This window comes from Shewanella sp. (genome assembly GCF_013214165.1).
In the GTDB taxonomy this organism is placed as follows: Bacteria; Pseudomonadota; Gammaproteobacteria; order Enterobacterales; family Shewanellaceae; genus Shewanella.
Genome location: NZ_JABSSM010000057.1, coordinates 17146 through 27303 on the forward strand (window position 1 = coordinate 17146; position 10158 = coordinate 27303).

The window sequence follows — 10158 nt, forward strand, 5'->3', positions numbered from 1 at the left end:
ATGAAGTCAATTGCAATGACATGTTCACCGGCCGTGGTTAAGATAATCATTAATATTCGAGGTATGTGTTATCGATGGCAACGTCAGTTAACCTTAATGTACTTGTGTCAGGCTATTTATACTTGAGAACTTAAGTTAATTCATAATCGCTAAAAGGAAAAGTCTAGTGTCAAAACAATGGGATAATAATCGTGACTATCATTCATTTGCCAATGTCGATGAAATTAGAGTCAAGCATTTAGCATTAGATCTCGATGTGGATTTTGCAGCTAAACAGTTAACCGGCATTGCCGAGTTAACGCTGGATTATATCGAAACCAGCTGTCGTCATTTATGGTTAGATCTACGCGATCTCACCATATTGGACGTGCGAGATGATAAGGGTGATGCCTTAACATTTACAATAGATAAACACGATCCCATCTTAGGAGAGAGACTCAATATTTCTCTGCTGAGCCAGACTGCAAGTGTGAAATTGTATTATCAGACCTCAGCCAAAGCCCAAGGTTTGCAATGGTTAACGCCAGAGCAAACCAGTGGTAAGTTGCTGCCATTTCTATTCAGTCAATCTCAGCCCGTTAATGCCAGAAGCTGGATCCCATTGCAAGATAGCCCTAAGGCCCGCATCACGTTCGAAGCTAAAATTAAGGTGCCTGTGGGCATGCGGGCTGTGATGAGCGCCATGAACGACGGGGCGGCGACTCTGGATGGGGAATTCTCTTTCTTCATGGAGAAATCCATGCCGACTCATCTCTTGGCCATAGCGGTGGGAGATCTTGCCTTCGGTAAAATAGGCGAGCGCACCGGGGTCTATGCCGAGCCTGAAGTGTTAGATGCGGCGGTCAAAGAGTTTGAAGATACCGAACGCATGGTAGACATCGCCGAGTCTCTGTTAGGGCCTTATCCCTGGGGCCGTTATGACATGATAGTCTTGCCACCTAGTTTCCCCTTTGGTGGCATGGAGAACCCCCGCTTGGCATTTATTACGCCGACCCTGATCGCAGGAGACAAGAGTCTGGTGTCTACCGTGGCTCATGAGCTGGCTCACTCCTGGACTGGAAACCTGGTCAGCAATGCCACCTGGCGAGATCTCTGGCTCAATGAAGGCTTTACCACCTATTTTACCCATCGCATCGTCGAGGCCGTGTTTGGTAAAGAGCAAGCCGAGTTGGAGCTGGTATTGGAATATGGTCGCTTGAAGGAGGAGCTGGCAACCACAGCATTCACCGAACAGAATTTACCCGCCAATGTGCAGACACAAGATCCCAATGAGGCCTTCAATCGTTTCACTTATGATAAGGCGTCCATGTTTGTCCATGATCTGGAGCGTCGCTTGGGTCGTGAGGCATTCGATAAGTTTCTCTATACCTATGTGCAGCACTTTGCATTCGAGGCGATAACCACAGAAACCTTTATCGAATATGCCAAGCAGACACTAGTTGTTGAGCATGGTGATAAGCTCAGCGAGGCTGAGTTGCTGGAGTGGGTCTATGGTTGCGGCATGCCCGACTGGTTTACTGCGCCGGTATCAAACAGTTTAGATAAAGTCGAAGCCGCCATAGCGTCTTGGCTACAAGGGACACCAGCAAGCTTGTTAGGGACTGATAGCTGGCGGGTTCATCATTGGCAGTACTTCTTAAATTCACTACCTGAGGCGCTTAGTCAAGAGCAGCTGATGGAGTTGGATGAATGCTTTAACCTGACTCAATCGACTAACGCAGAAATTGCTTGTGATTGGTTCAGGGTGGCTATCCGTAATCACTACGATCCTGTATTACCCGCATTGAGTGATTATCTTATTCGCATTGGTCGAGGTAAGTTTGTCAGACCACTCTACTCAGAGATGCAAATTGCCGGCTATGAGACCGAAATTAAGCAGATCTATAGTCAGGCGAGAGTGGGCTATCATCCATCGATTGTGGTTCAGTTAGATAAGAGTTTAGCTTTTAACGGTTAACTATCTCGAACTAAGCAAAAAAAAATGGCACCTCAATGAGGTGCCAAACATTCTTAATAGAATAAGTTCTGAACCGGTAAGCATTAAGCGCTAGCAAATTAACTTACCTTTCAGTTGAGAGCTCATTGAGCCCTCTAAAAGGGAGGTGATGAACCATGATGAAAACATAAAACAAGTTACACTCAACTTGCTACATATAATCAGAGTCACTATCTCTGATAAAGTTCACCACACAGCAAAAATAAACCCATATTTTTAGTTTATATGATGCCTTACCCTTGATTAAGATTATTAATTAGTTGTTTTTTATGGATAAGTTTATTATTATTATTTTATCGATTTTTATTAATAATTCAAGTATTACAGCAGCAAGGCCGCATCGATTTCAATAAATTTGCCACTGGCATCGATAAGAGACTTGGCGGTTAAGGCCGGGACGCCATAGACTTGAGTATCGACGCCATATTTTTGATAAACTTTGAGCATGAGTAAGTCGAAATCCCCATCGCCGGAGAGCAAGATGATAGTATCGACCTCAGCAGCCGCCTCCATCACATCGATGGCAATCCCTACGTCCCAATCGCCTTTCGCCGAACCATCGCTGCGCTGAATAAATGGTTTTAGCTTGATATCGAAGCCTATGTGCTTGAGTGCATCCTGAAATTTAAGCTGACCATCATCGCCTTTATGAATGGCGTAGGCCGTGGCCGAGACGATATCGCCCTCGTAGCCAATACGCTGCCATAGCTTTCGGTAGTTAAACTGACGACCATAGGCTTGACGGCAGGTGTAGTAGATATTCTGTACATCGACGAAGATGGCTATTTTCTTATTTGTCATGCTTGTTCGCTATGCCTGAGTAGGGGAGAGCTATTCTTACTCAATTGTATCGCTGATCACAAATAAAGTTGATCCCAAGTAACCTCAACCTAGGCGTCTAGGTTGCGAGAGGTGTTTTCCACTGTTTTAGTGGGTCTGAAACTCATATTAGGCAAGCAGTAAGATTAACACAGGCCGCAGAAAACCATCATGACCAAGGTTTTACCTTGGCTGGTGTACTTATCAAACAGCTGTGCGATATCATTTGGCGCTTGGGCTGTCAGTTTAAAGCCATGCTGTTGGTAAAACTCCACCAGGTGTGGCAGAGAAAACAGATAGGTCTCATTCGATGCCAGTTTATCTGCGATGCCTTTCATCATTTTGTGACCTATGCCTTGTCCTCTATGGTCAGGGTGAACCAGCATACCGATCAGTAAGCTCAATTCTCCTATGGGCCTAAGCCTGAGGCCGGCAATAATATGCTCCGCCTTAATGCCTGAGTCAGGGGCAAAAGTGTGTGCATCATCTATCAATAAAGCGATCTGCTCTTTGCGATTGATGCGGGCATAGGGCATGTAACTGCGGTAAAAGCCATATACGCCTCTGCGGCTGCGATTATCTAACCAAATTACGTTCAATTTGAATGGTCCCTAGGCGCCAAGTATTCAGGCCGTGTGGATTATCGAAGAAGTGTGGCCAACACTCAACAAATAAACTGATCTTTGTTCGGTTGCATCGATTTTTGGTCTTGCGCTCCTCAGGTGTGACTTGTGTATTTTGGTGGTTATTTGTGCGCGCAAGGTTTTATTGCGGTTGCTGAATTGTTTCCAGTCATGCTCTGTTACAAGATATTGTGCCATAAATGCTAGGTTTCCAGCCTCCTTTACTCAGCTTTACCCTGCGAAGGCTAATTATTCTTTAAAATAGCGGTAATTCATCATGCTGGTTATTATTAAAGAAAACTCATCAATGAAAAAAAGTCTGCTACTGCTCTTCCTCATTATTACCCTAGTCGTTGCTGTTTTGTTCGCAGGTTTTACGCGAGGGCAGAAATCTGACGATAAACCGGCACGTGCCCCCCGTGTAGTGCCTGTGATCACTGGGGTGGTCGAACAGCATATGTTATCTCAGACCCTCTCCTTAATCGGCAAGTTGCAGGCGGATAAGTCTGTCTATATTTCCCCCGAGGTGGCGGGTAAGGTGAATGCGATTCATGTGAGCGCTAATCAAGAGGTTCAAGCCGGTCAGCTGCTGATCCAACTCGAAGATGCTAAGGCTCAGGCTAGTGTGTCGGAGGCGAAGGCTTACCTGAACGATGAGAAGCGTAAGCTAAAAGAATATTTGAAGCTTATCGAACGTGACGCGATCACTCAGACCGAAATTGATGCCCAAAAAGCCAGTGTGGATATCGCCACCGCCAGACTAGAATCGGCTCAGGCCGAGCTAGATTACCATTATATACTGGCACCTTTCGCCGGTACCGCGGGCTTATTGGATTTCAGCCGGGGGGCCATGGTGACGGCGGGGAGCGAATTGCTCTCTCTCGATGATCTCGCATTCATGCGAGTCGACCTGCAGGTGCCGGAGAACTATCTTTCTATGTTGAGTGTTGGCATGCCTGTGACTGCGACCAACCGAGCCTGGCCCGAACGCTCCTTTAACGGGCGCGTATTTGCCATCGATCCGCGTATTCATCCAGAAACCTTGAACCTCAGGGTACGGGTCAATTTCGACAACGCAGATCATAGACTCAAGCCCGGCATGATGATGTCGGCCAGTATTAGTTTTCCGTCAGTGATCGAGCCGGTGATCCCGGTTCAAGCCATAGAATATTCTGGCACCAAGCGATTCGTGTATGTGATAGATGCAGACAGCCGTGCTCAACGTACCCAAGTGATCTTAGGGGCGCGTATTCAAGATGAAGTACTTATCACAGATGGACTCCAGGTTGGCGAACGCATAGTCGTACAAGGACTGGTCAATATGCGCGATGGCTTGACGGTGGAAGACCTGTCAAACGCGGATGAGTCTAAGACAGCGGCTGATGAATTAGCCGAGAGTCTGGGAGACAGAAGTTAATGTTAATCTCTGATATCTCAGTTAAACGTCCCGTCGTTGCCATCGTCTTAAGCCTGCTACTGTGTGTGTTTGGCGCCGTGTCACTATCTAAACTCGCCGTGCGCGAAATGCCCGATGTAGAAAAACCGGTTGTGACTGTGATGACCACCTATCCCGGTGCTTCGGCGACGATCATGGAGAGTCAAATTACCACCATCTTGGAGGATGAACTCACCGGGATCAGCGGTATCGATGAGATAACCTCTATAACCCGCAACGGCATGTCGCGCATCACCATCACCTTCGATCTCGACTGGGATCTTATCGAGGGAGTGAGTGATGTCAGGGATGCGGTTTCCCGCGGACAGGGGCGTTTGCCCGACGAGGCCGATGACCCCATAGTCTCCAAAGATAATGGCTCGGGTGAGCCTTCTGTGTATATCAACCTTAGTTCGTCCGTGATGGACAGGACCCAGCTGACCGACTATGCCCAGCGGGTATTGGAAGACAGGTTCAGCCTGATAACCGGTGTGAGCTCGGTCAGTATCTCAGGCGGCCTGTACAAGGTGATGTATGTGCAGCTCAATCCTGAGTTGATGGCCGGGCGTCATGTGACCACCGCCGATATCATAGCCAGCTTAAGGACTGAAAACGTCGAAACTCCTGGGGGGGAAGTCAGAAACGACACCACAGTGATGACAGTGAGAACGGCTAGGCTGTACAATACTCCGGATGACTTCGATTACCTGGTGGTTCGTACTGCCAGCGACGGCACGCCGGTATACCTTAAAGATGTTGCCTCGGTTTTCGTCGGCGCCGAGAATGAAAACTCCACATTTAAGAGTGACGGGATACCCAACCTGAGTTTGGGGATCATAGCCCAATCCGATGCTAACCCACTAGAAGTGGCGCAGGCTGCACGTCTCGAAGTTGAGCGTATTCAGCAGTTCTTGCCCGAAGGCACCTATTTGGTGGTGGACTATGACTCGACGGTATTTATCGACCGCTCCATTACCGAGGTCTATAACACACTATTGATCACCGGTGGACTCGTCGTGCTGATCCTCTATATTTTTATCGGTCAGGCCAGGGCAACCTTGATACCAGCCGTGACCGTGCCTGTGTCACTCATCTCGGCATTTATCGCCGCCAATCTTTTTGGCTTCTCGATTAACCTACTCACCCTGATGGCCTTGATCCTGTCCATCGGCCTAGTGGTCGATGATGCCATCGTGGTGGTAGAAAATATCTTCCACCATATAGAGAAGGGTGAGTCACCTTTGGTGGCAGCCTATAAGGGCACACGGGAAGTGGGTTTTGCCGTGGTCGCCACCACGGTGGTGTTAGTGATGGTCTTTCTGCCAATCTCATTTATGGAGGGCATGGTCGGGCGCTTGTTCACCGAGTTCTCGGTCATGCTGGCGATGTCGGTGATCTTCTCATCTATCGTCGCGCTGACCCTAACACCTGTGCTAGCCAGCAAGATACTCAAGGCCAATGTTAAACCCAATCGATTCAATCTCTGGGTCGATGCCAAGTTTAGTCAACTCGAGCATGGCTACCGACTCGCCGTGGCTAAGGCGATCGAGTGTAGACTCGCCGCGCCTGTGGTGATTGTTCTGTGTATTGTCGGTAGCGGAGTCTTGATACAGAATGTGCCGGCTCAGCTGGCGCCCCAGGAAGACCGAGGGGTGATATTCGCCTTCGTGAAAGGGGCTGAAGGCACCAGTTACAACCGCATGACCGCCAATATGGACATAGTCGAAAGTAAGCTGATGCCGCTCTTAGGCCAGGGCGCGATCAAGTCTTTCAGTGTGCAGGCACCGGCATTCGGTGGCCGGGCGGGTGATCAGACTGGTTTCGTGATCATGCAGCTCGAAGACTGGGGAGACAGGGACCTCAATGCTCAGCAGGCGCTCAGCATAGTTGCAGAGGCGCTGCAAGGGATCCCCGATGTGATGGTGTACCCAATGTTACCGGGATTTAGGGGCCAGTCTAGTGAGCCGGTTCAGTTTGTGATCGGTGGCTCTGATTACGCCGAGCTGTATAAGTGGGCGGAGATCCTCAAGGAAGCGGCTATCAATAGCCCCATGCTGGAAGGTGCCGATCTCGATTACGCCGAGACGACTCCTGAGCTGGTGGTGAGTGTCGACAGGCAGCGCGCCGCCGAGCTTGGGATCAGTATTGCGGATGTCTCCGATACGCTAGAGGTGATACTCGGAGGGCGCCGCGAGACGACGTTTGTTGACCGTGGCGAAGAATACGATGTTTACCTCAGAGGCGATGAAAATAGTTTCAATAACATGGCGGACTTGAGTCAGATTTATATGCGCTCGAGCAAGGGAGAATTAATCACCCTAGATTCGATAACCAGCGTCGAGGAAATCGCCTCGGCCCATAAGCTGAGTCACACCAATAAGCAGAAATCGATAACCCTGCAGGCTAGCTTAGGTGAAGGCTATACCTTAGGCCAGGCCTTAGACTTTCTCGATGCCAAGGCGATAGAGATCTTGCCTAGCGATATTACGGTGAGTTATACCGGTGAGTCGAAAGATTTCAAGGAGAATCAGAGTAGCGTATTGCTGGTATTCGGCCTAGCTTTGCTGGTGGCCTATCTGGTCTTAGCCGCTCAGTTCGAGAGTTTTATTAATCCCATGGTGGTGATGTTTACTGTACCTATGGGGCTATTCGGCGGCTTCCTCGGCCTCTTCCTGACCGGCCAAGGGCTGAATATTTACAGCCAGATTGGCATGATCATGCTGATCGGCATGGTGACCAAGAACGGTATCTTGATCGTGGAGTTTGCCAACCAGCTGCGTGACAAGGGCTTGGAGATTGAGCAGGCGATTATCGATGCCTCGGCGCGTCGTCTGCGACCTATCTTGATGACGGCGTTCACGACATTAGTCGGCGCCGTTCCCTTGATCATGTCAACGGGCGCTGGCGCCGAGAGTCGTATCGCGGTGGGGACTGTGGTCTTCTTCGGGATGGCATTTGCCACGTTCGTGACCCTGTTGGTGATCCCCGCCATGTATCGTCTGCTGTCTGGTAAGACGAATTCACCGGGTTTTGTCGCGGCCCAGCTAGAAGAAGAGCTGGCAGCGCAGAAGTTATAGACAAATAACCACGACAGTGGAATAAGAAGATGAAAGCCCTGCTAATAGCCATTAGCAGGGCTTTTTAGTCAATTAAACAAGCTGTGACTCGCTAAAGTTCAGGCTGAACTTTGCGCCGCCCAGCGCCTCTGAGCGAGACACCGAAAGCTGGCCCTGATAACTGTCGACAAGATCACGAACTATGGCCAGGCCGATGCCGTTTCCCTGTTGGTAGGAGTCGGCGCGCATGCCGCGTTCGAAGATTTCACTCTCCAGTGCGGGTGATACTCCCGGGCCATCATCTTCTATGTCTATGGTGAGTCTGCTGCCTGCCATGCAGACTGTCAGATGAACTCGACGCTTGGCGGCCTTACAGGCATTGTCGAGCACGTTGCCCAGTATTTCGGTTAAATCGGCCTCGTCCCCCTTGAAAATACATTGCTTATCGACATTCGACGTTATCTCTATCTGCGGCTCACGATATATTTTGGGTAAGGTTCTCACCAACTTATCTGACACCGACATGACATTAACACCTAAGTGCCAGGAGGCGCCTGCTGCAGTTTGTGCCCGTTTGAGTTGATGACTTATGATGCGGCTAATGATAGCGGTCTGATCGAAGGAACTCTTACTCAGATCCTTCTGGCTTTGAATCACAGCCAGTGGGGTCTTTAGGCTATGGGCTAGATCCGATAGGGCATTGCGGTAACGCGTTCTCTGACGCTGCTCAGTATTGAGCAGGGTGTTGAGTTGTTGCGCGACAGCCTGCAGTTCATTGGGATACCTTGCCTTGATCTGCATGGCCTTGCCTTGCTCAATCAGCTTAAGTTCTCGCTTAAATTGGGCCAAGGGCTTGAGGGTCCACAGTAGCCAAGCCAGCTGAACCAAGATAAGGAAAACCATCAAGATCAGTAACCAGCTCCAAAGATGTTGACTGAATAGATCGATTTGAGCCTGATAATCGAGCTGATCCTTAATGATGTGAACCGTGAGCGGGAAGGCGATATTCTCCACACTCAGTCCATCTTTGGATAAGGTTTTACGCTCGAAACTGACGCTATAGCTGTAGATAATGTGCGGCTTACCCTCAAGCTCTATCTGCTTAAATTTACTTTTTCCCAGCTCAGGTTGTGGCAGGCTCGTGGGCAAGAGCAGGCCAAGGAACGAGTTGGATTGCCATATGACATCAGATGAGTGTGTGTCGTTAATTGGGGTTGAGATGAGTGCAAACAGGCCCGATTGAATCACATTGAATTGATTCTCAGCGAGGGCTGCGGGCATCATGAGTTGGCCCTTGTCTACCTCGGTCACGGCTAAAATCGAATAAAGGTAGGCTTTCAATTCATTCTTGGCCGATGTCGAGACTTGCTGCTTGAATGCATCGTTGAGGGTGAAACCAATCAGGGGCAGTAAGATAAGGATCAGCAAGAGCGCGCTGATAATCAGGCGCGCCTTGAGTGAATTCATCAGACTCGACAGCTTACTTAGCATCTGGCTCATCTTGGGTGGTTTGCTCGCAGGGAGCCAGTGGCATCAAACGATAACCTTGTCCCCTCAATGTTTCTATCAGTCCCAGCTGGTTGTCAGGATCTAGCTTCTTGCGCAAGCGGCGAATAAAGACCTCTATGACGTTGGAGTCTAGGTCGAAGTCCTGATCGTAGATATGCTCAATCAGCACAGTCTTAGACTTAACTTCCCCCAGGTGCAGCATGAAAAACTCGAAAAGCTTGTATTCCGAACTGCTTAAACTCATCAATTTACCGGACTTTTTAACCTCTAATGTGCTGGTGTTGATGCTAAAAGGTCCATTGTAGATCAAGGGACTAGATTTCCCTGCCGAGCGACGGATCAAGGCATTGAGACGGGCTATCAGCTCTTCAGGGTGGAAAGGTTTCGTCAGGTAATCATCGGCGCCGGCATCTAGGCCCGCCACCTTGTCTTGCCAGCTGTCACGGGCGGTCAAGATCAAGATGGGAAAGTCTATCTCTAGCGCTCTGAGCCTGGTGATAAGTTCGATACCGTTGAGCTTAGGCAAGCCGACATCTACGATGCCGGCATCATAGTTATGCTCGCTTCCCTGAAACAAACCGTCTTCTCCATCACTGGCTATATCCAGGGTGAAGTTAGCATCGAGCAAGTGCTGCTTCAGATTAGTCTGTAGCGCTAAGTCATCTTCAACTAACAGTATTCGCATGGTGTCACCTCTGGTATGCACTTGGCGTTATCGCT

Annotated in this window: 7 protein-coding genes; 3 read left to right on the plus strand and 4 right to left on the minus strand. The window is 49.2% G+C overall.

Going from position 1 to position 10158, the window contains the following annotated elements:
* Positions 1-166 precede the first annotated feature (166 nt).
* Positions 167-1957, plus strand: coding sequence for a M1 family metallopeptidase (locus HRU42_RS15175; protein WP_295032170.1), 1791 nt, complete (start codon positions 167-169; stop codon positions 1955-1957).
* Positions 1958-2317: 360 nt separating this feature from the next.
* Here HRU42_RS15175 and HRU42_RS15180 read toward each other — a convergent pair whose 3' ends face one another.
* Together HRU42_RS15180 and HRU42_RS15185 are read right to left on the minus strand one after the other, a co-directional pair.
* The gene (locus HRU42_RS15180) at positions 2318-2797 is read right to left on the minus strand and encodes an NYN domain-containing protein (RefSeq protein ID WP_295032171.1); all 480 of its coding nucleotides are present in this window, start codon (positions 2795-2797) and stop codon (positions 2318-2320) included.
* 164 nt (positions 2798-2961) lie between these two features.
* A complete protein-coding gene (locus tag HRU42_RS15185; protein ID WP_295032173.1) occupies positions 2962-3414 on the minus strand; it encodes a GNAT family N-acetyltransferase in 453 nt (150 codons plus the stop codon).
* A 331-nt stretch (positions 3415-3745) separates the two neighbouring features.
* Between HRU42_RS15185 and HRU42_RS15190 the strand changes: the two genes are divergently transcribed.
* Together HRU42_RS15190 and HRU42_RS15195 are read left to right on the plus strand one after the other, a co-directional pair.
* On the plus strand, positions 3746-4855 hold the full coding sequence (locus tag HRU42_RS15190; RefSeq protein WP_295032175.1) for an efflux RND transporter periplasmic adaptor subunit: 1110 nt from the start codon (positions 3746-3748) through the stop codon (positions 4853-4855).
* Positions 4855-7950 (plus strand): multidrug efflux RND transporter permease subunit, encoded by a 3096-nt coding sequence (locus HRU42_RS15195; protein WP_295032176.1) that lies wholly within the window; start codon positions 4855-4857, stop codon positions 7948-7950. The genes HRU42_RS15190 and HRU42_RS15195 overlap by 1 nt, the downstream gene beginning before the upstream one ends.
* Before the next feature lie 72 nt (positions 7951-8022).
* On the opposite strand, the gene HRU42_RS15200 is transcribed toward HRU42_RS15195, so the two are convergent.
* Both HRU42_RS15200 and HRU42_RS15205 read right to left on the minus strand, forming a co-directional pair.
* Positions 8023-9420: an ATP-binding protein gene (locus HRU42_RS15200; RefSeq protein WP_295032180.1), complete on the minus strand. Its 1398-nt coding sequence runs from the start codon at positions 9418-9420 to the stop codon at positions 8023-8025.
* Positions 9410-10123, minus strand: a complete 714-nt coding sequence (locus HRU42_RS15205) for a response regulator transcription factor (RefSeq protein ID WP_295032178.1) — start codon at positions 10121-10123, stop codon at positions 9410-9412. Before HRU42_RS15205 ends, HRU42_RS15200 begins: the two co-directional genes overlap by 11 nt.
* Positions 10124-10158 lie beyond the last annotated feature (35 nt).

Excerpts from the sequence above, each read along its gene's own strand:
- HRU42_RS15180 (WP_295032171.1), bottom strand. The coding sequence starts at position 2,797 with ATGACAAATAAGAAAATAGCCATCTTCGTCGATGTACAGAATATCTAC.
- HRU42_RS15190 (WP_295032175.1), top strand. The coding sequence starts at position 3,746 with ATGAAAAAAAGTCTGCTACTGCTCTTCCTCATTATTACCCTAGTCGTT.
- HRU42_RS15195 (WP_295032176.1), top strand. The coding sequence starts at position 4,855 with ATGTTAATCTCTGATATCTCAGTTAAACGTCCCGTCGTTGCCATCGTC.
- HRU42_RS15200 (WP_295032180.1), bottom strand. The coding sequence starts at position 9,420 with ATGCTAAGTAAGCTGTCGAGTCTGATGAATTCACTCAAGGCGCGCCTG.
- HRU42_RS15205 (WP_295032178.1), bottom strand. The coding sequence starts at position 10,123 with ATGCGAATACTGTTAGTTGAAGATGACTTAGCGCTACAGACTAATCTG.